This window comes from Arcticibacterium sp. GJ41-1, assembly GCF_055808875.1.
In genome coordinates this window covers 396,779-418,757 of record NZ_CM147888.1, presented here as the reverse complement: position 1 = coordinate 418,757, position 21,979 = coordinate 396,779, and the positions used below count along the sequence as shown (strand labels likewise).

Genomic DNA, 21,979 nt, shown 5'->3' with positions numbered 1-21,979 from the left:
ATAAAAAAGGGCTGCTCTAAGAGCAACCCTTTAACGGTATTAATAATTCGTAATTCTTTTAATTGCTTCTCCAGCTCATAGCACAACCAATAGCTCTGGTGTTTTGTGTCACAACTGGTTTTCCTACTAATAGGTTTTCTACGGCCTGCTCCACATATTTATTACTTACCAATTCTGCACTTTTAGGACTATCGTCAATAGCTCCGATATAACGCACAATGTATTTAGCACCTACTTTCTCAAGTACAAAAGCCTGCGGGTTTCTAGAAGCACCGTACTTCTTCGCCACGCCTTTATCATCTACTAAATAAGGAAAAGTAAAGCCTCTTTCTACTGCTCTTTTCTTCATGTTTTCATAATTATCTTCTTCATATGCTGCAGGGTCGTTGGGGTTTATGGCAATTAAAGGAAACCCCTTTGAGCTATACTTTCCATCTAACTTCACCAACCTTTCTTCATAAGCTTTTGAAAATGGACAATGATTACACGTAAAAACCAATACAAAGCCCTTTGCCGACGAAAAGTCGCTCATGGAAACCATTTTACCGTCTACATTTTTAAGGCTAAAATCACTTACTTCATCACCAACTGCAAAGCCCCATGCTGCCAAACTTTCCGTTCCCACTTTTATCCCTCTGGCTTTAACTTGCTTTACCACACTGGTCACTAAAAACCCAATGCTGAGCAAAATGCCACCACCTATTATTAATTTCTTTTTCATTTTATAATCCTTTGAGGCCTTTAAAAGGCTCTTTAGAGTTTAACTAAGCAAAATCTATGCTAAGGAATTTACAACTCTTATTATTCCAATTTGTTTTGGGCATTTAATTCCCCGTTTGCAGAACGAAAATTGCTCAATAATATTTACAAATACACTTCATTTAAAAAAAATGAAAAGAATCTGTCTGTTTTTTTGTATCTAGTTTACACAAAATCAACAAACCTATATGAAAGCCATTTTATGTGAGACGCACGGAAAACCTGATTCCTTAGTCTTCAAAAATATTGACAGCCCAAAAACCAGTGCAAATGAAGTTTTAATAGATGTAAAAGCCTGTAGTGCTAATTTCCCAGACGTACTTATTATTCAAAACCTTTATCAATTTAAACCCGAACTACCATTTTCGCCAGGAGCTGAAGTGGCAGGAATTGTAAAAGATTTTGGTGAAAACGTAAAGCACTTCAAAAAGGGTGACAAAGTTTTATCTCTATGCGGTTGGGGTGGTTTTGCAGAAGAAGCTGTAGTCGATAAAAACCGAGTTTTTCCTTTACCAAAAGGTATGGATTATGTCACGGCATCCTCCATAATGTATAACTATGGCACCTCTTACCATGCCTTAAAAGATAGGGCGAAACTAAAAGAGGGTGAAACACTTTTAGTACTCGGTGCCGCAGGTGGTGTAGGTTTAGCCGCAGTAGAACTTGGCAAACTGATGGGTGCTACGGTAATAGCAGCGGCCTCTTCGGCCGAAAAGCTCGCAGTCTGTAAAGAAAAAGGTGCTAGCCATCTTATAAACTATACAGAGGAAGACCTCAAAACCAAAGTTAAAGAACTTACTGGCGGCAAAGGCGTAAACGTAGTTTATGACCCTGTAGGAGACAAATGGGCAGAAGCCGCAGTGCGGTCAACCGCTTGGAATGGACGATACTTGGTTGTAGGTTTTGCTGGAGGAGAAATCCCTAAAATACCGATGAACCTCCCTCTTTTAAAGGGCTGTGCTCTTATGGGAGTTTTCTGGGGAAGGTTTACTACAGAAGAGCCTGCCTTATCCATCCAAAATATTCAGGAACTGGGTAAATTCTACCTTGAAGGGAAAATCAAACCTCATATTTATAAACTCTATCCGTTAGAAAAAGGAGCAGATGCCTTAAACGACCTCATGAACAGAAAGGTTACCGGAAAGGCTGTGGTTATTACTTGTTCTGCTGAAGAGGCAACGGCCTCAGAAAAAGCCAAACCGAAAGTTAAAAAAACGAAAGAAGAAAGCTCCAAAAGCGAAATCTTACAGTTCAAAAACCAAGACGCGGTCTTGTCTTGGGTAGGAAATCCTTTAGGAAAAAGCCCTTGGCTAGAAGTAAGTCAAAAGATGATTGATGAATTTGCTGAAGCGACTTTAGATAAGCAATGGATTCATATTGACAAAGAAGCCGCGAAATCAACCATTTTTGGCGACACCATTGCTCATGGCTATCTGACACTTTCACTCATTCCTAAATTGATGTCTGACATTTATAGCGTTCCTTTTGCCAAAATGGGCATTAATTATGGCACCGAAAAGGTTAGATTTTTACACCCTGTGCTCTCAAATAGTAGAATAAGACTTAACGCTACGCTCAAGCATGCCTCCAAAACGGCGAGCGGCGGACTGAAAATGATAGTAGAAGCCAGCATCGAGATTGAAGGAATAGAAAAACCTGCTTGTTATGCAGAGGTTATTAGTGTTTTAAACTAAACTACTTTCGTATTTTTGCGGCATATGAAGAGAACCATAGATGTTTGTCTAACGCCCAATTTGATTGAGCAGCACGATTTAGCCGGAAAAGTAGTCGTAGTAACTGATGTTTTTAGAGCCACCTCATGCATGGTAGCTGGTTTGGCGACAGGTGTCAAATCTATCACACCTGTATTAGAGGTAGAAGAGTGCTTAAAACTACAAGCTCAAGGTTATTTAGCTGGAGGAGAAAGACATGCTAAAATGATTGAAGGTTTTGACCTAGACAACTCTCCATTTAGCTATATGGACGAAAAAGTTAAGGGAAAAGACATTGCCATGACTACCACAAACGGTACTTTTGCTATTAATAAGGCCAAAGGAAAAGCCGACGAAATTTTGGTAGCCTCTTTTTCAAACCTCACTCCTACTGCAAAATATTTGCAAAGTATAGACAAAGACGTGCTCGTGATTTGTGCCGGCTGGAAAGGAAGACCAGGTTTGGAAGACATTCTTTTTGCTGGTGCATTGGTAAAAAAACTAAGCGAAACTCACGAAAACGAAGAGGACAGCACGCACTTAGCCACAGCTGCTTATGATGATGCGAAAGATGATATGGTAGCCTATTTGCAAAGAGCTAGTCACCTTAAAAGATTGAAAAGTTTAGCAAGAGATGATATTCCTTACTGCCTGATTAAAGACCAGTTTGACGTGGTAGTTCATTTGGTGGGAGATAAGCTTCAGTTAAAGGCTTAATATTTGGCTGGGGTCTTGCCGTATGTTTCTTTGAAGAGTTTTATAAAGTGGGAGATGCTTTCAAAGCCTACCTCTTCAGCCACTTCTGAAACGTTTTTATCGCTATTTTTTAGTAAGAAAGCGGCACGACTTAACCTTTTTGACCGTATCCATACGGCAGGAGATAGCCCAAACTGCTCTTGGAAGTCTCTCTTAAAACCTGAAAGGCTACGCCCAGAAAGTTTTGATAGCTCGCTAATTGTCAGTGGCTTTAGGTAATAGTTTTGCATGAGATAACCCAAATCCTCTTTCTCTCCTCTATAAATCAATTTCAAAACACTCCGCAGCTCGTCACGATTATCAAACTCCATTAAGTGGAGCAAAAGCTCGTGCAATTTTAGTTTCAAAAACTGATTCAGGTATTTGGTTTTTGATTTGAAATAGGGCAAAACCGACTCCGCAAACTTGCCAAATTTATCATTAGAGTGCAGAACTAAAAGAGCCGAATTGTCAAATGAGACCTTTGTTTCTTCAGGAAAAAGTTCAATATTTTGGTCAACAAAGTCTTTGATAAGTTTGTCTTCAATAAAAAAAACAAGGCTTTTATATGACTCATCAATAGACTCTGACATGAGGTAATAGCCCCGTCTTATAAAAAAGACATCGCCTTTTCTTACCATCACATCCGACTCTGTATTGGTAAAGCGTTTTTCGCCCTCTATAACATAGATTACTGCGTTTTCTTCAAAGAAGACTTCGTTTTTTGATGGGTAAACATCACTCCGATAAGCCACAAAAGTCAGCTCCTGAATCTTTAAAGACTCAAACTGGTCTGCTGCTATTTCGGAAGGTACCCTAAGCATTATTATTTCTTTTCTATGATTTCATCAATCACGAAGAATGGTCGTCTTTTTACTTCAATATATATTCTGCCAATATACTCCCCTAAGATTCCAAGGATAATCAAAGTCACTCCGCCTAAGAAGTACATACCTACGGTCAAAGTGGTGGTTCCTGGGATTTCGGCAGGCGTGTGCCCTAAAACTTTAAAACCTATCATTCTGTGAAGGACAAAGAAAAAGCCTACTATAAAGGATGGTATGGCGATTATAAAACCAAAGTATGTAGCCAACCTAAGCGGAACATTAGAAAATCCAAAAAGCCCGTCGAGAGCTAATTCCATTAGCTTTTTAAAAGTATATTTTACTTCACCTGCTGCCCTTTCCGCTCTTTCGTATTTAACGCCTATTTGTTTAAAACCTGCATAAGCACGCAAACCTCTTACAAAACGAATTTGCTCCGGCATTTCTTTGACAATAGCGTTTACCACTTTTCTGTCCATCACACAGAAGTCTCCAGAATCAAGCGGAATTTCTATTTCGGAAATAGCCGCCAACATTCTATAAAAAGTAGCATAAGCTATTTTTTTAAAAAATCCTTCTTTCCTTTTCGTTCTGACAGCATAAACCACTTGATAGCCCTCTCGCCACTTATCTAAAAATCGATGTAACTCTTCTGGTGGGTCTTGTAAGTCGCCATCCATAATCACCACGGCGTCTCCCTTTGCCTCTTGAATACCCGCTGAAATGGCTGGCTGATGCCCAAAGTTTCTAGATAGTTTAATTAAACGCACACGTGCATCTTTCTCTATCAGGTCTGTCATGATTTCTAAAGAACCATCTGAAGAACCATCATCTACCAGTACTATTTCATAGTCTTCCTTCCATGAAGGTGCGGCGGCGGTTAGTCTGGCATAGAGGTTTGGAATGTTTTCCTCCTCATTAAAAATCGGGATTACGATAGAAATCATATGTGCTATTAAAGATGCTCTGCAAAAATAGAGAAATTAAGAACGTTGTTTAATTTTTGACAAGATGCTTTAGCTATAAACTTCTTTAAACTGATTAAATCTTTAAACTGCAATAATGAATTTTGAATAAAAGGATTCAAGAAAACTAAACTAAACAAGTCTAGTTTTCTTTTGAAATTGTACTTTTGCCACCAAATTCAATCATGGAGAAACTTAAAGAACGCTGGGGACTTACATCGAATTGGCAAGTATTGGCCATCATAGTCGTATTTTCTGTCAATGGCTCTTTTGCCACTTGGGTAGCAAAGCCCGTAACCGCTTTTTTTGGACTCAGTCCAGAAACCACAGAGCCTTATATCCTTTATCTAGTTTGTAGAATCCTCCTAATCTTTCCGATTTACCAACTAACCTTACCACTTGTAGGCTGGGTATTTGGTCAGTTTAAATTCTTTTGGGCTTTTGAAAAGAAGATGCTTCGCAGAATGGGCTTAAAGAAGTTTTTCCCGGAGGATTAATCTGGCAAAGCAAAAGCCAAATAAGAATCTCCACTTTTATTGCTCTTTCCTCCTCCACAAGCTATCACTATATATTGTTTGCCATTCCATTCATAAACAGATGGTGTAGCGTGTCCTCCAGCAGGAAGCTTTGTTTCCCAAAGCACCATCCCTGTTTTCTTGTCAAAGGCTCTAAACATTTCGTCTTCTGTAGCTCCAATAAAAATCAAACCACCTTTGGTCACCACTGGGCCTCCGTAGTTTTCTCTTCCAGTGATAGGAAATCCTTTGGCGGTTAGCTCAGGAAATTCACCTAAAGGAGTTTTCCAGAGAATCTTACCTGAATTTAAATCAATAGCGTTCAATGTTCCCCACGGAGGGTTAATCCCAGGGTAACCATCTTTTGTCAAAAACCTCCTATAACCATTCATTAGGTAAGGTGTTATCAATTTTTCTTTTCCTCCACTCAATTCCCTTTTTATTCCTTTCTGCTCTTGTTCTAATAAAAAATCAACTATCGCGTCTCTTTCTTGCTCAGCTAAATGTCTGAATGAAGGCATTGCTCCTCTTCCATTTTTCAAGATTTTGTGAACCTCTTCACTATTATATTTATCTCCAAGACCTACTAGTTTAGGAAAAGCAGATGTGTTACCCATTCTATCGGCTCCATGACAGTTTGCACAGTTATTGGCATAAATACTACTGCCGCTAATTTCACCTTTCTTGAGTTTTGCGGCCTCATTAGGAGTCATCTCTATTAACCAAGGCATCTCATTGGCATTGACATACATAATGCTGGTTTCTGGATCTACGGCAGCACCTCCCCACTCACCTCCACCATCAAAACCAGGAAAAAGCAGAAAAGGTCTTTCTTGGCTTGGAGCCAACCACATATTCCCATATTCTACGCCCTTAATCATCTCATTTACTTCTTTTTCTAGTTCAGGAGTAATATTCAGCAAATCAGAAGACGCCACATTTTGACGCATAAAAGCTTCTGGAAGCGTTGGTGTTGGCTGGGTTACAGAAGCAAATTCACCATCCATTTTGTTCTCAGGAATTGCTTTTTCTTCAATCGGAAAAACAGGTTCACCCGTTTTACGATCAAAAACAAAGACATAACCATGTTTAGTAATTTGTGCCACGGCATCAATCTTTTTTCCATCCTTATTTATGGTAACCAAATTTGGGTTTGAAGGAATATCTCTGTCCCACACATCATGATGAACAATTTGATAATGCCAAACTCGCTCTCCTGTTGTTGCGTTTAGTGCTATCAAACTATTAGCAAAAAGATTATCACCTTTTCTAAACCCTCCCCAAAAATCATAAGTAGCAGAACCCGTTGGTACATAAACAATCCCTTTTTTTTCATCAAGGGTCATTCCAGCCCAGTTGTTTGCTCCTCCTATTTTATCCACATACTTCGCATCCCAAGTGTCGTAGCCTAACTCTCCCTTCTGAGGAATGGTATGAAAAATCCATTCTTGCTTGCCCGTTTTAGCATTATAAGCCCTGATATGTCCAGCGGCAGCGTCTAAACCTTCAGAAACCCGCATTCCTATAATAATTTTATCTTCATGAATAATTCCTGGGGTATTAGATACCACCAAAAACTGATCTTCAGGATTATCTGACAAGCCAACCTGTAAGTCTACTTTTCCTTCATCACCAAAACGCTTATCTGGCTTACCAGTCAAAGCATCAACAGACATCAAATAACTCCCTGCACAAAAAAGGATTCTTTGGGTAGTTCCTTCTTTGAAATATGTTACTCCCCTGTTTGTTCCCGCCCATGAATTCTCTCCACCTAAAACCTCAAAAGGGTCAAATCGCCAAAGCTCTTTTCCTGTTTCTACATGGAGAGCCACTAAGTTTAATTTTGGCGTGGTAGCATATAAAATGCTATCAACGATTATGGGCTGACACTGGATTTGAGAGTTTTCTGTTGCGTCACCTGTATGATATTCCCAAGCCACATCCAACCCAACTACATTTTCAATATTTATCTGCTCTAAGGACGAATATCTTGCGGCGTCTTTTGTTCCTGCGGAGTTAGTCCACTTTGAATAATCAGTCCTTTCTTTACAAGAATTAAAAATTAATAGGGCCGAAGCAAAGAGAATAAACTGTTTCATTAGGGTTGTTTTGTATAATAATGGGCTGAGAATTGGTCTATGGATTGATAAATAAAATCAATTTCATAGCTTTGGATAAATATAGGTGTTTTCTTTAAAAGGCTAATTTTGCGTTTGCAAATCAAAAACTGGCACGATATGGGTAGCTCCTTAAAAAACATGGTGGCTAGTTTCGTTTTCATAAAGACCACCAGCAAACTTTTCTAATACTATAGAATGAAAAATAGATTTCAAAAAATCCTTCCGGATTTCCTGTTTGTTTTGGGTTTTGCAGTTGTTACACTTGTTTATTGCAGCCCAGTTTTGAACAACAAAATGTTAATACCTAATGATCCTGTTCAATCCTTAGGTTTGGCAAAAGAATCTAACGATTTCAAAGAACAGTTTGGCGAACTTCCTTGGTGGACCAACAGTGCTTTTGGCGGAATGCCCACATATTTAATTGCCTCAGACTTCCCAAATGGTGTTTTCTCATATATAAGACCATTTACAAGACCGTTTCCTGGTAGCTTTGCCGCTAATGACATTTTCCTGACTCTTTTAGGAGCTTATATCCTCCTAATGGCTCTTCAGAAAAACAGATGGACTGCGGCCATGGGTGCCATTGGATACACATTCTGTACTTTAACAATTCTCTATTTAGAAGCTGGTCACTCTTCTAAAATTCAAGCTTTAGCATTTGCTCCTCTTATTATTGCTGGAATTATTTACGCTTATAAAAATCAGAAACTTCGAGCCGTTTTGGCTTTTTCAATTGGACTTGGTTTTGAGGTCAACTCAAATCACCTCCAAATTACATACTATCTACTTTTAGCATGCATCGTGTTTGTTGCCTTCTTGTTGTATTACTCTTTTAAAGAAGGAACTCTTAAATCTTTTGCTATAAATCTAGCCCTAATAGGACTAGGTGGCCTCTTAGCCTCTTCTACGCAGGCAGGGCGTTTAATGAGTACCCTAGAATTTGGGAAAGAAACTATTCGTGGAACTTCGGAATTAACCTTAGAGCTTCCAAATGCAAACTCAAATGCCGCAGGCCTGTCTAAAGACTATGCTTTCTCATGGAGTTATGGTAAAGTGGAGTCGTTCAGTTTTTTAATTCCAGAATTCTCTGGTGGTTCTTCAAGTGGTACTTTACCAAAAAACTCAGCTTCGCAGAAGTTTCTAGCGAGCTTAGGCATGGACAATGCTACAATCAATCAATTTTTACCAAGCCTTCCAAGTTACTGGGGAGATCAAATCTTTGTTTCCGGCCCAGCTTACTTAGGAGCGATTTTATGTTTTTTATTCCTTCTAGGCCTTTTGATTAGTTCAAATAGACTTAAGTATCCTTTAATGGCTTGTGCTATTTTGTTGCTTTTCATCTCTTGGGGTGACAACTTTAAAGTTTTTGGCTATTTCATGTTTGACCATGCTCCTTTCTATAATAAGTTTCGTTCTGTAAACATGGGTATCTCACTGATGCAATTATTTATAGTAGCTGTAGCTGGCTTAGGTATTGCGGAGCTTTTAAAGACTGAAAAAACTTTTAAGGAACTACGCAAACCTCTACTTATTTCTCTAGGTGTTACAGGCGGTTTATGTTTGATGATTTCTGTTCTTCCCGGTTTATTTTTTGACTTCACTGCTTTAAAAGACGCCTCTTTTGTAGAAAATATGAAAAGAGCATTTGGTGATAATGCTCAAGCGGCAAATGGTCTATACAATGCTCTTTTAGAAGATCGTGAAACACTTGCTAAGGAAGATGCCCTCCGCAGCCTTGTTTATATCCTGTTGGCAGCAGCCGTAATATTCTTCTATTTAAAGAAAAAAATAGCTGCCGCTCCTTTTGCCATTATTATGCTGCTAATTACTACAGTGGACATTTGGCAAGTGGATAAACGTTACTTTAACAATGACGATTTTAAGTTTAGTAGAAGTAACAATGCAGAAACTCAGTTTCCCCTATCTACTGCAGACCAAAAGATTTTAGAAGACAAGGATCCTAACTTCAGAGTTTTAAACACCACTGTTGGTTTCTGGTCTAGTGCAAAAGAGTCTTATTATCACAAATCAATTGGCGGATATCACGGTGCTAAACTAAAAAGTGCCCAAGAACTTTATGAACACGCGATGATTAAAGATGGACGATTAAACATGCCCATTTTAAACATGATGAACACTAAGTACTTTATTATAAATGGCGAAAATGGCTTACAAGCACAATTAAACCCTGAGGCTCTTGGAAATGCTTGGTTTGTTGACTCTTTAATTTATGCCGATTCGGCAAACGAAGAAATGACAATTCTTCAAAGTATAGATGTTTCAAAAAATGCTGTTGTAGATAAAAGATTCAAGGATGATGTCGGTAGCTTAAGCACGTTCAATCCAGACTCCTCTTCAATCAAATTGACAGAATATCTTCCAAACAATTTAAAGTATATTTCAAGCTCAAGCAATCCTCAGTTTGCCGTGTTCTCAGAAATGTATTACAGAGGGAACAAGGACTGGAAGTCGTTTATAGATGGCAAAGAAGTACCCCATGTAAGGGTTAATTATGCACTCAGAGGAATGTTGATTCCGGCAGGTAATCATGAGATAGAATTTCACTTTGAACCTGAAGTTGTTAAAAAAGGAAATACAATAGATTTAATTTCTTCAATTCTTTTACTAGTGTTTCTATCTGGTATGGTGTTTTACTCTCTCAAGAAGAAATCTTAAACCCCCTATAATGAATTTAACAGACAGAGACTTTTGGTTAAAATACTGGGAGAACAAAAAAAATCTTGCATTAAAAGTAAATGAGAAGTATATCTTATCTGCTTATTTAAAAAGGTTTAAAAAAGAAAATAGCATTAAAAATGCTATTGAGATTGGTGGGTTTCCTGGCTATTATAGCATATATCTAAAAAAATGGCTTAATGTAGATACTACCCTGCTAGATTATGTAATACACCCAAAAGTTTTAGATGAGGTTTTATCCGTAAATAATATGTCTAAGAAAGACATAACTTTAATCGAGACTGACCTATTTAATTACCAACCAACTAAGAAATATGACCTTGTAATGTCTGTTGGTGTTATTGAACATTTTGATGACACTAAAAATATCATTGAAATGCACACAAAATTCATGGACGACAATGGCGTGCTTTTCATCAACATTCCAAACTTCACCGGCTTTAATGGCTGGCTTCAAAAAACGTTTGACCCGGAAATTTATGCCGTGCATAATATTTCTTCCATGAATATTGACTTACTAAAGGGCATTTGTGAAGAATTGAATTTAAAGAATATTACAGTAGAATACTATGGTGGCTTTATGATGTGGCTTGAAAACCTTCACACAAAGCATGTCTTATTTAGAGCTCTTTTTAAAATCATTTGGTTCGTGCTAAAAGTGATTTCTAAACTTATTCCTATTGAAAGTAAAACCTTCTCGCCTTACATAAATATTGTGGCTTATAAATGAAAATAGCCTTTATAAATATTGATGATTCATTAGGAGGAGCTTCCATGGCTTGTATTCGTTTGGCTGAGGCGATAAATAAAGAAGATGGTGTTGAGGTAGATGTTTTAGTTCAGAAAAAAACTTTAAAGCTCCCGATTATCAAGCCGATTGATACAGGTATATTTTGGGAAACAAAAACCTTCCTTCGCTTTGCAATGGAGCGTTTATATTTCCTCTTTTTTGAAAAATCAAAAGAGATAAGATTTGCATACTCTCCGGCTTTTGCTGGTATCAATATCTGTAAAAAAATAAATCTAAAGGAGTATGACATCATCCACCTTCATTGGATAAACTTTGGGTTCCTATCGCTAAAAAGCCTGCATAGACTCACTCGTTTAGGTAAACCAATAGTTTGGAGTATGCATGATATGTGGCCATTTACAGGAGGTTGTCACTACAGCAATGATTGCTTAAATTATGAAAAAAGCTGTGGGAACTGCTCCCAATTCTTAAGAAACCCAGCAGCCAATGACCTATCAAACAAGCACCTTTTAAAAAAAGCATTAGCCTACACTAAAAACGCAAAAATGCATTTTGTAGGAAGCAGTAAATGGCTTGGAGATCTAGGAAAAAAAAGTTCTCTATTAAAACCTTTCAAGGTTTCAAATATACCTACGGTAGTTTCTGAAGCCTTCCGCCTAGAAGATAAGACTTCTTGTAGAAAAGAATTGGGTTTGCCGGAGGATAAGACTTTCATCCTTTTTGTGGCAATGATTCTTGCCGACAAACGTAAAGGCTTTTCATATCTTAGAGAGGCACTAGATATACTGGAAACAGAACACAAAAAACCGGAAGATATTGAGCTTTTAGTTATTGGAAGTGCAGATGGTTTAGAACAAGATAATTTGCCATTTAAAACACATCTATTTGGTAAAATATCGGAAATGGAAAAACTAAATAAAGTCTATAATGCTTCAGATGTTTTTGTAATTCCATCGACACAAGACAATTTGCCTAACACTGTGATGGAGGCTTTAGCTACAGGTACTCCTTGTGTTGGATTTGACATAGGTGGTATTCCTGAAATGATTGACCATTTAGAAAATGGTTATGTCTCGGACTATAAATCCTCAAGTTCTTTGGCACAGGGCATGAAGTGGGTATTGGAAAATGATTCCTATGACTTACTCTGTACGCATGCACTAAACAAAGCTAAGAGCACTTATGAAGCCAAATCCGTTTCAACCAAATACATGGAAGTTTATAACGAACTTTTAAAGCATTAGCCACCATGATAAGTTTTTTCATCACATTATTGTCACCCACATTTGGTAAAAAGAGCTTTCAGGCTTTCTACAAAAAACTTTACAGCCTTAGCCTTAGAGGGATGAACTATGGAATTGTAGATAGTGGCGAAGAAAATGTCTTAAAAAAGCTATCCCTTGAACTCTCGAAGTCAAATGTGCCTCTGGTTCTTTTTGACATAGGAGCAAATGTGGGAACTTACGCCCAAACACTTTTAAAAAACTTCCCAAAAAACTCGAGAATATTCAGTTTTGAACCTTCAAAAAAAACTTTTCAGGAGCTAAAAAACAATGTTGGTGCTGAAAAAATAAACCTTTTCAATGTTGGATTAGGAGAAAAAACCGAAAACATCAACCTATACTCTGCTGACAACAACAGTACATTGGCTTCCGCCTACCAAAGAATCAACAACGAAAACGACACATTGAATGTTGAAGAAATAGAAATTATTACGTTAGATAGCTTTTGTCTAAAAAACAATATAAATAATATTGACTTCATGAAGATTGACGTAGAGGGTTATGAAATCAATGTATTTAAAGGGGCCTCAGAATCCTTATCAAAAAAAATAATTAAAAATATCCAATTTGAATTCGGTGGAACTCAAATCCCTCCAAGAGTTTTCTTAAAAGATTTTTACGACCTTTTATCTCCCAACTATACGCTATTCAGAATCCTTAAAGATGGTTTAGAGCCAATTGAAAAATACAATGAGCGATTAGAAAACTTTAGTTACTCCAATTATCTCGCTATCTTAAGAAATGATGCCTAAAAAGATTGACATTGTGCCTTTTGGTGGGCTTGGTAACAGAATGCGGGTACTGAATTCTATTGGTGCCATTCAGGCCAGAACTGATTGCGATGTAGAGCTAATCTGGCTAATAAAGGCTGAGCTAAACGCATCATTTTCAAGCTTATTTAAAAGTACAAGCTTTACTTTTACCATTGCTAAAGGTCTAAAATACACGCTCTTCTTAAAGTTTGTAAAACATATTTTTATAGAAAGATATACGGCAATTTATCGCTTTATCTTAGGCTTTTTTTATGATTTAGTTTTATTAGATGAAGACATCTTAAATAATTCAGAGAATGAACTTATAAACTTAATTAAGGCTAAAAAAAAGATTCTTGTTGCGACTTGTTACGCCTTCTATGACTTCCCTTCTTTTGACAACTTTATTCCTTCTGACACGGTGCAGCAAAAGCTAAATTCGCTAAAACTGCCTAATGATTTAATTGGAATTCATATTAGACGAACCGACCATGTTGAAATCATTAAAGACTCTTCCCTTGACTCATACTCCAAGGCCATAGAAGAAGAAATATTAAAAAATAAGGCAAGCACCTTTTACCTTGCCACGGACGATTATGAGGTAAAAGAATACTATAAAAAGAGACTTAAACAACAACTTATCACTCAAGATTTTGAGCTTTCCAGAAACTCTAAAACGGGTATAGAAAATGCCCTGATTGATATTTTGGCTTTAGCCAAATGCAAGAAACTTATTTGCAACTCAAAAAGCAGTTTTGTGGTAACTGCCCAGCGAATTGGTAATACAAAAGAAATAATAGAAGTATGAAACGATTTATAAAACTGACCAAATTCGCTTTAGCCTACTTAGGGTTCTATCCCGATCAACTCTTCGAAAACCTAAAACAATTTCCCTCTTTCGTAGTGGAATTAGGCGACTTTAAAAAAAGTTTCAAAGGCAAATACACCGATTGGAAATTTAGCTACTACCCTATCCTTACGGACAAAAAAGATCAAAGCGGTAAAGCTAGGGGTCAGTACTTCTACCAAGACTTATTTGTGGCAAGCTTAATCTATAAGGCTGGCCCAAAAAGGCACATTGATATTGGTTCCAGAATAGATGGATTCATAGCACATCTAGCTTGTTTTAGACAGGTAGACGTCATGGATATAAGGCCCCTTAACTCTAATATTCAAAATGTTAATTTTATTCAGGCCGACTTAATGATGCCTGCAGCTAATTTAAAAGAAAGTACGGATTCTCTTTCTTGCTTACACACCATCGAACATTTTGGACTAGGCAGATATGGTGATAACATTGACCCAGATGGTCACCTTAAAGGCTTGGATAGCATGTATCAAATTCTTAAAAAGGGAGGGACATTCTACTTTTCTACTCAAATAGGGCCATCTATGGTGGCTTTTAATGCTCATCGCGTTTTTAGTGTGGCATACCTTCTTTCTCTTTTTGAAAAACAATATGAACTTCTCAGTTTTTCTTACATTGATGATAAAGACGTCTTACATCAAAAAATAGAACTTACACCTCAGGGAATAGCAAATAGTTTTGGCTGCAAATTAGGCTGTGGGATTTTTGAGCTAAAAAAGTTATAAAAACTTCTTAAGAAGCTTATCAACCACACCGTTTAAATCTGGCGAGAAATTCATTTTATAAATCAATAAAAGATAAACCCCTCCCAATAAGGCAGAGCTATAAGTTAGTGTCAAAAACTTTCCTAAAACATTGCCAGTAAAAACGGGCAACCAATAACCCAAAAAGGTCAAACCTCCGCCAACAAGCACTACATAGAACAGCCTCCAATTGTAAGGGTGTACCTTAAAAAATCGCCAAATAAGGTAGTTTCGGGCTGAGTTATAATAGACAATCGATAAGAACGCAGCTGCAGCAGCTCCATTTAGGCCATATTTGGGAATTAAAACATGATTAAGCAGGAATAGTAATCCCACAAAAGTTAGCACCAAAAGAGAGTCTAATTTATAATATTTAGAGTACGCCAAAATCAAAGAATTTATTCCTGAGGCCAAGTCGTAAAGCTTAGCCAAGCCTATAATTAGAAGGACATATTTTCCTGTAGCATATTCTGGCTTAATAAAAGAAAACAAGACATCTACATTCACCCAAACAAGCATCAAAAGTCCGGTTCCAAAAATCAGCTGAGTCATGCTGCTTTTAGTGAAAATCGTTTGAATTTTATCAAAGTCGTTCTCTTTCATAGCGTCTAACACAATGGCCGTAGAAGCTTTCATACTAACATTATAGGAGATGGTCATTACGCTCCCAAAAAGCAAACAGGTGTTATATATTCCAGTTTGGCCCAGCCCCAAGTAGTCATAAACCATCAATGTATCCAACTTTGTTATCACGATAGAAGACAAACCCGTAAGTACACTAAAACTGGCAAAGCGAAAAAACTCCGTCTTAAAATCTGACTTCAAAAAATGAGAACTCGGCTTTAAAGAAAAGCCCTCTAAGTTTGTAATATGAACAAACATCAGTACCGTGGGAATTGAAATACCGAGTACCCATAAAAGAACAAAACGGTCAAAGTTTACCCATTCAAAAATAAATGTGAGTACAGCCAATAGAATCAGAAGTCGTTGCAAAAATTGGCTTAAAACATTTCCCCTTACGGTATCATAAAGCCCTTTGGCGTAATTATCAAAGAGATTAAACAAGGCTACAAAGCCTGTAATAGGGATTATATAAAAGAAATACTCCTTAAAAAGAGTATTATCTCCCACAGACGACTTAACTATTTGTTCCTTAAAAACAATCAGGAGTAAAGTACAAAGTACCATCCCAATCAAAAACACCACCAAGCCATTAAAAAGATAACCTTGATGCTTCTTTTCTGCATTCCTGAAAAAATCAAAATATTTAATGCCTGCACTATTATAGCCTAAACTAGCAACAAACACCAAGATAAACATCCAGCTCATCAACATGGCCAAAAGACCATTTTGCTCTACTGTTAAGAAATTAGGTATAAGAAAAGCTTGCGTAAAAGTCCCTACCAACACACCTGCATAAGAATAGATGGTGCCAAGAATAGTTTGCCTTTTAATAATTGTCATTCTAGAATTCTAAATATCTAATAAAATTAAGCTCAAAAGGTAGTTATTAATTGATAAATTTGGGTGCACCCATATCTCCTAATAATTTGCCTGCTCCAATTATAATTTTTTGCTACAATCGAGCCAATCATCTACAACAGACGCTTGAGGCTCTCAAAAATAATGCTTTAGCAGAAGAATCTGATTTATATATCTTTTCAGATGCTGCCAAAGGCCTAGAAGACCAAGAAAATGTAAACAAAGTAAGACAGGTGATTCAGAATATTAATGGCTTTAAAAGCATCAATATTAACCTTTCTAAAAAAAATAAAGGACTTGCAAGCTCTATCATTGACGGAGTAAGCTCCGTAATTAATATTCACAAAAGAGTAATTGTTCTTGAGGATGACATTCTGGTCAGTAATGATTTCTTGTCATTTATGAATAATGCATTGGATAAATATGTTGGGCATGAAAAAATTTATTCTGTTTCAGGCTATTCTTTCAAACTGGAGGATTTACAAATAAACGAGGAAGTCTCTTTAGTAAAAAGGGCTTCTTCATGGGGTTGGGGCACTTGGAAAAATAAATGGGATAACGTGGATTGGGATGTAAAAGAGTTTGAAAATTTCATTGACAATAAAGAGCGAGTTGAAATTTTCAAAGACGCAGGAGAAGACCAATTACCCATGTTAGTCAAACAAAGAAGAGGCATAATTGACTCTTGGGCGGTCAGGTGGACTTTCCATCATTACCTAAATAATGCTTATTGTCTTGTTCCTCGTTTCTCTAAAATTGAAAATATTGGAGCAGATGGTTCTGGAACAAACTTCAAACATAAGGTTTCAAAATATGATACAACACTGCATGTTGGAAGCATAAACCTTCCCCAAAAACCTGAAGTTAACCCAATAGTTACTTCATTCATTAGAAACTATTACAAACCCAGCATTATAAGGAGAATTATTAATTACTATCGTTACCGCACATGGTAGCTAAATAATCTTCATTTTTCCTTACTTTTGCGGAACATTTAGAACGATAAAAAAGCATAAAATTCTATGGCACAATATGACGTGGTGATTTTGGGTTCTGGCCCTGGTGGATATGTAACAGCTATTAGAGCATCTCAATTAGGGATGAAAGTGGCAGTAATTGAAAAAGAAAACCTTGGCGGAATTTGCTTAAACTGGGGATGTATCCCTACTAAAGCTCTTTTGAAGTCTGCTCAAGTTTTTAACTATATACAGCATGCGGAAGACTATGGTATTAAAGTTTCTAAGGCTGAAGCCGACTTTAATGCAGTAATTGACAGGTCTAGAGGCGTAGCCGATGGCATGAGCAAGGGCGTTCAGTTCTTGATGAAAAAGAATAAAATTGACGTCATAGACGGTTACGGTAAAGTACAACCTGGTAAAAAGGTTGAGGTTACTGCCGCTGATGGCACTGTTTCTACCGTAGAAGGTAAAAGCATTATTATAGCTACTGGTGCAAGAGCTCGTGAGCTTCCTAATGTGCCTATTGACGGAGAAAAAGTTATAGAATACAGAAAGGCAATGAGCCTTAAAGAGCAACCAAAGTCAATGCTTGTTATTGGTTCTGGTGCTATTGGTGTTGAGTTTGCATATGTTTATGCAAGCATGGGCACTAAGGTGACTATCGTAGAGTTTATGCCAAGAATTGTCCCTGTAGAAGATGCTGATATCTCTAAGGAATTGGCGAAGCAATACAAAAAGATGGGCATCGAAATTTTGACTAACTCTTCTGTAGAGAAAGTTGATATTTCTGGAAAAGGATGTAAATCTACCGTCAAAACTAAAGACGGCGAAGTGGTGATAGAATCAGATGTGGTTCTTTCTGCTGCAGGTATCGCTGCCAACATTGAGAATATTGGTCTTGAAGAAGTAGGAATCGCTACAGACAGAGGCAAAATCTTAGTAAACGAGTTTTATGAGACTAACATGCCTGGTTATTTCGCTATTGGTGATGTAACTCCTGGCCAAGCACTTGCTCACGTAGCATCTGCCGAAGGTATCATCTGTGTAGAAAAATTAGCTGGACACCATCCACTTCCTTTAGATTACGGCAATATTCCTGGCTGTACATATTGTTCTCCTGAAATAGCCTCTGTAGGTTATACCGAAGAGCAAGCGAAAGAAGCAGGTTACGAAATCAAAGTAGGTAAATTTCCATTCACGGCTTCTGGAAAAGCTAAAGCTGGTGGAGTACCTGAAGGGTTTGTAAAAGTTATTTTTGACGCCAAATATGGCGAGTGGTTAGGCTGTCACATGATTGGCTCTAACGTTACCGAGATGATTGCTGAAGCAGTAGTAGCTAGAAAACTAGAAACTACAGGTATGGAGATAGTGAAGTCTGTTCACCCTCACCCTACCATGTCTGAAGCCATCATGGAAGCTGCTGCAGCTGCCTATGGCGAGGTAATTCACTTATAAATTACTGTGAGCTAAGGCTCAACTATTATATTAAACCCTGACAATGCCTATTTTTGTCAGGGTTTATTTCTTTTACAAAGACCATTTTCCATGAGTTCACAGGCTAAACAAAATCTATTTTATTTAATCTTCGGCTTGCTGTTTTTTTCTATTGCCGAACCCTTTGGATACGCTAGTATTGACATTGACCCTTCTTGGACGGAGTCTTTGGTGATGGCCATTAACCAAAATTTCACCTTTGGCACTGACTTTATTTTCAACTATGGTCCACTTGGTTTCCTAAACACCGCACTATTACCTGAGAAAATTAGCCCTTGGGTCTTATTCCTTTTTCACTCCTTTTTGCTGCTTAACTATTTGATGATAATTAAGCTTTCATTCTTAAAAATGGGAGACAAATGGTGGCAAGCTGCTATAGTTGCTGTCTTAGTTCTTTTACCTTGGGGATTTTTTGCAGACGTTACCTTTACGCTTTTTTATCTGATGCTGTTTTGGCTGCTGTACGTACAGCAAACCAAAAGTACTTTGGGTTTAATATTGGCGGTAGTGCTCGCTGTCTTAATATTCTACATCAAAGTTAACCTAAGCCTGATAGCCTACACAGTACTTCTTTTATCTGTACTGTACTTCTTACTTGCTAAAATAATCTCTTGGAAAGCTGCTTTATTGACACCGGTTTCTCTCATTCTTTTTACGGCTAGCTTCTCTTTACTGCTAAATGTGTCTATTCCTGATTATTTGGCGGCCAGCCTAAAAATTATAGATGCTTATCAAGACGGACAAGCAGTTAACATTTTAAAAATTAAAGAACTTGGGCTTCTTCTCATTTTAGAATTTATTATTCTAGGCGTGGTTTTGCTTTATATATTTAAAAACCTGGCCTTTTTTGTTGACAACTTATACTTATACATCATAAGTGCGTTGGCTTGGTTTCTTTGTTTCAAACAAGCTCACACGGCCACTGGCCATTACAATGTTTTCGGCTTCTTTCTTTTCTTACCTGTTTTGGCTGTTTTGATATTCCTATTTGCGAAGCACTTTAAAGGTGGGGCAAGAATGGTTTTCACAGTGCTTATTCTTCAAATAGTTTCTACGCAGTTTATAAGGCTAGCTATCGCAAATTATGATTTGAAAGAATACGCCCTTTTCTACTTTCCAAACCGTATTGCTGCGGAAGCAAAAGAAAGTAAAAATGTCTTTGTTTTGCTCAACACATTGAAAGCCAAAAGCCCATACAATTACTTTTCAAAGTTTTATAACTACGACTATCAAAAGAATTTTCATCAAGAAGAAATCAATAAAATTAGAATTCTGCCGCAGGCTATTCGTGACAAAATTGGCAACGCATCTGTGGATATTATGCCGTGGGAAATTTCCTATATTTTCTTCAATCAATTGACCTATAATCCAAGGCCAATCATTCAAACGTATCAGGCAAACAGCGATTGGCTTGCCTATAAAAATGAAGAAAAGTATAACGGAACCACCGCTCCAGATTTTGTTTTAGCAAACATCCATGATTATAGAGAACAAAACCCTCTTTGGATGGACAAAGGAGCGTATTTAGCCCTAAGAAGGAACTATTCCCTTGGCGATACCATTAACATGCCACACGAAAAACTATTTCTATTTGAAAAGGAAACCAATATTTCGGTACCTGAATACCAAGAAATAGAAAAGAAGGAAGGGCAACTTGGCGTAGAAATAAGCATTCCAGAAGCAAGTGAAAGCTTAATATATTTGAATGCGGATGTACATTATAGCTTCTTTGGAAAAATAGCTCGACTGTTCTTTCAGCCACCTTATTTAAGGTGTAAAGTGATTTATCAAGACCAAACGGAAGATTATTTTAGAATACCTCCACCTATTTTGAAGGGAGGAATACTTGCCAGTGAAAAAGTTACTAACGAAAGCGACTTCCTTCGATTTGCGACCAAAGGAGCCAATAAAAAAATAAAAAGTCTTACCTTTTGGAGTAAGTACACATGGGGTTTTGAGTCAAACTTTGACTATAGCCTCGAAAAAACTAAATAAAAATGCCAGCCTTATTCTCAGACTTCGCACTCAATAAACAATTGCTAACGGCAATTGAAGAACTGGGCTATAAAGAGCCCACTCCTATTCAAGAGCAGGCCATACCGACACTTTTATATGGTCATGACGTGCTTGGAATAGCCCAAACAGGTACAGGAAAAACCGCAGCATATCTTCTACCTATTTTGATGAAGATAAAATATGCTCAAGGAAATAATATTCGTTGTGTCATACTTGCTCCTACCAGAGAACTTGCCATCCAAATCAATGATGCTATTGCCGATTTTGGCAAATATACAGACCTAAGGCATGCCGCTATTTATGGTGGCTTAGGACCAAAAACCCAGATTGAAACTATTCAGGCTGGTTTGGATATTATAGTGGCTACTCCAGGCAGATTCATGGATTTGTACCTGAGGGGAATTATTATTACCAAAGACATCAAGTACATGGTGCTAGACGAGGCCGACAAAATGATGGACATGGGTTTTATGCCGCAAATCAGAAAGATTCTTGAAATCATTCCTCGTAAAAGAAAGAACCTACTCTTCTCAGCCACGTTCCCCGAAAAGGTGGAGAAATTTTCTCAAGAGTTTTTAGAAGCTCCTGTTAGAATAGAAGTTACTCCGCAGGCCACTACCGCAGAAACCATTGACCAGCGAGTTTATCCTGCTCCTAACTTTCAAACGAAGTTAAATCTACTTGGCTACCTTTTTAAAGACCAAGAAGACATTAAAAGAGCACTGGTTTTTTGTAGAACAAAAACGGTGGCAGACCTGGTTTTTAAATTTCTAGACAGAAAGATAATTGGGAGAGACCACGTAAAAGTAATTCACGCCAATAAGGGTCAAAACACAAGAATCAACTCTATCAATGCATTTAAAAGTGGTGAGCTAAGAGTGCTGGTAGCTACCGATGTAGCCGCTAGAGGGATTGACGTGCAAGCTGTTAGTCATGTTATCAATTTTGACGTTCCTGTTATTTATGAAGACTACGTACACCGCATAGGCCGTACCGGTAGAGCTAACCTGGAGGGTGTAGCCATAACCTTTATGACGCCAAACGAAGAATATCATCTTGAGCGAATTGAGGAGATTATTCGAACAAAAATTCCTAAATTGGACATCCCAAAGGATATCGAGCTCTCTGAAACCCCTTTTGATGAGCAGCAAGTCATTCTTCGTGAAATAGATGAGCAAAAGAAAAAGGCAGACCCAACCTTTAAAGGTGCTTTTCATGAGAAGAAGAAAAAAAATATGCCTAGGGACACTAAAAAGAAGCGTTCTTCTAAAAAAAGAAGGCGTTAAGCATATCAAATAATAATA

At 37.5% G+C, this 21,979-nt stretch carries 18 protein-coding genes; 13 read left to right on the top strand and 5 right to left on the bottom strand.

The annotated features are described in order from the left end of the window. Window positions 1-58 precede the first annotated feature (58 nt). Window positions 59-721 (bottom strand): thioredoxin family protein, encoded by a 663-nt coding sequence (locus tag AC0L6O_RS01800; protein WP_473305856.1) that lies wholly within the window; start codon window positions 719-721, stop codon window positions 59-61. Between the two features lie 226 nt (window positions 722-947). On the opposite strand from AC0L6O_RS01800, the gene AC0L6O_RS01795 reads away from it, so the two are divergent. Next, window positions 948-2,453, top strand: a complete 1,506-nt coding sequence (locus tag AC0L6O_RS01795; RefSeq protein WP_473305854.1) for a zinc-binding dehydrogenase — start codon at window positions 948-950, stop codon at window positions 2,451-2,453. 24 nt (window positions 2,454-2,477) lie between these two features. After that, window positions 2,478-3,188, top strand: a complete 711-nt coding sequence (locus tag AC0L6O_RS01790) for a 2-phosphosulfolactate phosphatase (protein WP_473305852.1) — start codon at window positions 2,478-2,480, stop codon at window positions 3,186-3,188. Here the strand turns inward: AC0L6O_RS01790 and AC0L6O_RS01785 are convergent. Both AC0L6O_RS01785 and AC0L6O_RS01780 read right to left on the bottom strand, forming a co-directional pair. Continuing rightward, window positions 3,185-4,030, bottom strand: coding sequence for an AraC family transcriptional regulator (locus AC0L6O_RS01785; RefSeq protein ID WP_473305851.1), 846 nt, complete (start codon window positions 4,028-4,030; stop codon window positions 3,185-3,187). The two genes, AC0L6O_RS01790 and AC0L6O_RS01785, sit on opposite strands and share 4 nt — an antisense overlap. A 2-nt stretch (window positions 4,031-4,032) precedes the next feature. Further along, window positions 4,033-4,977, bottom strand: coding sequence for a glycosyltransferase family 2 protein (locus AC0L6O_RS01780; protein ID WP_473305849.1), 945 nt, complete (start codon window positions 4,975-4,977; stop codon window positions 4,033-4,035). A 203-nt stretch (window positions 4,978-5,180) separates the two neighbouring features. Between AC0L6O_RS01780 and AC0L6O_RS01775 the strand changes: the two genes are divergently transcribed. Further along, the gene (locus AC0L6O_RS01775; protein WP_473305847.1) at window positions 5,181-5,492 is read left to right on the top strand and encodes a DUF6787 family protein; all 312 of its coding nucleotides are present in this window, start codon (window positions 5,181-5,183) and stop codon (window positions 5,490-5,492) included. On the opposite strand, the gene AC0L6O_RS01770 is transcribed toward AC0L6O_RS01775, so the two are convergent. Beyond that, window positions 5,489-7,609 carry an outer membrane protein assembly factor BamB family protein gene (locus AC0L6O_RS01770; protein WP_473305846.1) on the bottom strand — a complete coding sequence of 707 codons (2,121 nt, stop codon included), beginning with the start codon at window positions 7,607-7,609 and terminating at the stop codon, window positions 5,489-5,491. The two genes, AC0L6O_RS01775 and AC0L6O_RS01770, sit on opposite strands and share 4 nt — an antisense overlap. A gap of 216 nt (window positions 7,610-7,825) precedes the next feature. Here AC0L6O_RS01770 and AC0L6O_RS01765 point away from each other — a divergent pair, with 216 nt between their 5' ends. The 6 genes from AC0L6O_RS01765 to AC0L6O_RS01740 are packed head-to-tail and all read left to right on the top strand — an operon-like array spanning window position 7,826 to window position 14,706. Next, window positions 7,826-10,306: a YfhO family protein gene (locus tag AC0L6O_RS01765; RefSeq protein ID WP_473305844.1), complete on the top strand. Its 2,481-nt coding sequence runs from the start codon at window positions 7,826-7,828 to the stop codon at window positions 10,304-10,306. A gap of 10 nt (window positions 10,307-10,316) precedes the next feature. Further along, the gene (locus tag AC0L6O_RS01760) at window positions 10,317-11,057 is read left to right on the top strand and encodes a class I SAM-dependent methyltransferase (RefSeq protein WP_473305843.1); all 741 of its coding nucleotides are present in this window, start codon (window positions 10,317-10,319) and stop codon (window positions 11,055-11,057) included. Then, a complete protein-coding gene (locus AC0L6O_RS01755) occupies window positions 11,054-12,322 on the top strand; it encodes a glycosyltransferase (RefSeq protein WP_473305841.1) in 1,269 nt (422 codons plus the stop codon). The genes AC0L6O_RS01760 and AC0L6O_RS01755 overlap by 4 nt, the downstream gene beginning before the upstream one ends. 5 nt (window positions 12,323-12,327) lie before the next feature. After that, window positions 12,328-13,113: an FkbM family methyltransferase gene (locus AC0L6O_RS01750; RefSeq protein WP_473305839.1), complete on the top strand. Its 786-nt coding sequence runs from the start codon at window positions 12,328-12,330 to the stop codon at window positions 13,111-13,113. Next, window positions 13,103-13,921, top strand: a complete 819-nt coding sequence (locus AC0L6O_RS01745; protein WP_473305838.1) for an O-fucosyltransferase family protein — start codon at window positions 13,103-13,105, stop codon at window positions 13,919-13,921. Before AC0L6O_RS01750 ends, AC0L6O_RS01745 begins: the two co-directional genes overlap by 11 nt. Continuing rightward, the gene (locus tag AC0L6O_RS01740; protein ID WP_473305837.1) at window positions 13,918-14,706 is read left to right on the top strand and encodes a DUF268 domain-containing protein; all 789 of its coding nucleotides are present in this window, start codon (window positions 13,918-13,920) and stop codon (window positions 14,704-14,706) included. Before AC0L6O_RS01745 ends, AC0L6O_RS01740 begins: the two co-directional genes overlap by 4 nt. Here AC0L6O_RS01740 and AC0L6O_RS01735 read toward each other — a convergent pair. Further along, complete coding sequence (locus AC0L6O_RS01735; RefSeq protein ID WP_473305836.1) at window positions 14,701-16,188, bottom strand: oligosaccharide flippase family protein; 1,488 nt, start codon at window positions 16,186-16,188, stop codon at window positions 14,701-14,703. The two genes, AC0L6O_RS01740 and AC0L6O_RS01735, sit on opposite strands and share 6 nt — an antisense overlap. A 50-nt stretch (window positions 16,189-16,238) precedes the next feature. Between AC0L6O_RS01735 and AC0L6O_RS01730 the strand changes: the two genes are divergently transcribed. The 4 genes from AC0L6O_RS01730 (at window position 16,239) to AC0L6O_RS01715 (ending at window position 21,961) form a co-directional block, all read left to right on the top strand. Then, complete coding sequence (locus AC0L6O_RS01730) at window positions 16,239-17,162, top strand: glycosyltransferase family protein (RefSeq protein WP_473305835.1); 924 nt, start codon at window positions 16,239-16,241, stop codon at window positions 17,160-17,162. 66 nt (window positions 17,163-17,228) lie between these two features. Further along, entirely contained in the window at window positions 17,229-18,620 is a 1,392-nt protein-coding gene (lpdA, locus tag AC0L6O_RS01725; RefSeq protein ID WP_473305833.1) for a dihydrolipoyl dehydrogenase, read from the top strand. 90 nt (window positions 18,621-18,710) lie between these two features. After that, window positions 18,711-20,654, top strand: a complete 1,944-nt coding sequence (locus AC0L6O_RS01720) for a hypothetical protein (protein WP_473305831.1) — start codon at window positions 18,711-18,713, stop codon at window positions 20,652-20,654. Window positions 20,655-20,656: 2 nt separating this feature from the next. After that, the gene (locus AC0L6O_RS01715) at window positions 20,657-21,961 is read left to right on the top strand and encodes a DEAD/DEAH box helicase (protein WP_473305829.1); all 1,305 of its coding nucleotides are present in this window, start codon (window positions 20,657-20,659) and stop codon (window positions 21,959-21,961) included. Window positions 21,962-21,979 lie beyond the last annotated feature (18 nt).

What these genes read in the sequence shown, in the direction of transcription:
- AC0L6O_RS01800 (WP_473305856.1), bottom strand. Translation starts at nt 721, where the DNA reads ATGAAAAAGAAATTAATAATAGGTGGTGGCATTTTGCTCAGCATTGGG.
- AC0L6O_RS01795 (WP_473305854.1), top strand. Translation starts at nt 948, where the DNA reads ATGAAAGCCATTTTATGTGAGACGCACGGAAAACCTGATTCCTTAGTC.
- AC0L6O_RS01790 (WP_473305852.1), top strand. Translation starts at nt 2,478, where the DNA reads ATGAAGAGAACCATAGATGTTTGTCTAACGCCCAATTTGATTGAGCAG.
- AC0L6O_RS01785 (WP_473305851.1), bottom strand. Translation starts at nt 4,030, where the DNA reads ATGCTTAGGGTACCTTCCGAAATAGCAGCAGACCAGTTTGAGTCTTTA.
- AC0L6O_RS01780 (WP_473305849.1), bottom strand. Translation starts at nt 4,977, where the DNA reads ATGATTTCTATCGTAATCCCGATTTTTAATGAGGAGGAAAACATTCCA.
- AC0L6O_RS01775 (WP_473305847.1), top strand. Translation starts at nt 5,181, where the DNA reads ATGGAGAAACTTAAAGAACGCTGGGGACTTACATCGAATTGGCAAGTA.
- AC0L6O_RS01770 (WP_473305846.1), bottom strand. Translation starts at nt 7,609, where the DNA reads ATGAAACAGTTTATTCTCTTTGCTTCGGCCCTATTAATTTTTAATTCT.
- AC0L6O_RS01765 (WP_473305844.1), top strand. Translation starts at nt 7,826, where the DNA reads ATGAAAAATAGATTTCAAAAAATCCTTCCGGATTTCCTGTTTGTTTTG.
- AC0L6O_RS01760 (WP_473305843.1), top strand. Translation starts at nt 10,317, where the DNA reads ATGAATTTAACAGACAGAGACTTTTGGTTAAAATACTGGGAGAACAAA.
- AC0L6O_RS01755 (WP_473305841.1), top strand. Translation starts at nt 11,054, where the DNA reads ATGAAAATAGCCTTTATAAATATTGATGATTCATTAGGAGGAGCTTCC.
- AC0L6O_RS01750 (WP_473305839.1), top strand. Translation starts at nt 12,328, where the DNA reads ATGATAAGTTTTTTCATCACATTATTGTCACCCACATTTGGTAAAAAG.
- AC0L6O_RS01745 (WP_473305838.1), top strand. Translation starts at nt 13,103, where the DNA reads ATGATGCCTAAAAAGATTGACATTGTGCCTTTTGGTGGGCTTGGTAAC.
- AC0L6O_RS01740 (WP_473305837.1), top strand. Translation starts at nt 13,918, where the DNA reads ATGAAACGATTTATAAAACTGACCAAATTCGCTTTAGCCTACTTAGGG.
- AC0L6O_RS01735 (WP_473305836.1), bottom strand. Translation starts at nt 16,188, where the DNA reads ATGACAATTATTAAAAGGCAAACTATTCTTGGCACCATCTATTCTTAT.
- lpdA (WP_473305833.1), top strand. Translation starts at nt 17,229, where the DNA reads ATGGCACAATATGACGTGGTGATTTTGGGTTCTGGCCCTGGTGGATAT.
- AC0L6O_RS01720 (WP_473305831.1), top strand. Translation starts at nt 18,711, where the DNA reads ATGAGTTCACAGGCTAAACAAAATCTATTTTATTTAATCTTCGGCTTG.
- AC0L6O_RS01715 (WP_473305829.1), top strand. Translation starts at nt 20,657, where the DNA reads ATGCCAGCCTTATTCTCAGACTTCGCACTCAATAAACAATTGCTAACG.